The organism is Undibacterium sp. SXout7W, from assembly GCF_049339385.1.
Classification (GTDB): Bacteria; Pseudomonadota; Gammaproteobacteria; order Burkholderiales; family Burkholderiaceae_D; genus Undibacterium.
In genome coordinates this window covers 1-284 of the sequence record NZ_JBMPPF010000163.1, presented here as the reverse complement: position 1 = coordinate 284, position 284 = coordinate 1, and the positions used below count along the sequence as shown (strand labels likewise).

Genomic DNA, 284 nt, shown 5'->3' with positions numbered 1-284 from the left:
GCCTGACTTGAACGAAATGGAAACGGCATTGGCCATGGATTCAGACATTACTCACGTGGCGATTGTGCACTGTGAGACCACTACGGGTATGATGAATCCAATCGAAGACATCGCCAAATTGGCAAAACAGCACAACAAAACCGTCATTCTAGATGCGATGTCGAGTTTTGGTGGCATCCCTATGGATATAGCTGACTTAGGTATCGATTACATGATCAGCTCGGCAAACAAGTGTATTCAAGGTGTACCTGGATTCGGCTTTGTTATTGCGAAGCAATCGGAAC

General features: G+C 45.8%; 1 protein-coding gene. It reads left to right on the top strand.

Translation table 11 applies throughout. The features are described from left to right. Positions 1–34: 34 nt before the first annotated feature. Positions 35–284 (top strand): aminotransferase class V-fold PLP-dependent enzyme (locus ACO0LB_RS20940; protein WP_423052678.1); only part of this gene is annotated, 250 nt, incomplete at its 3' end.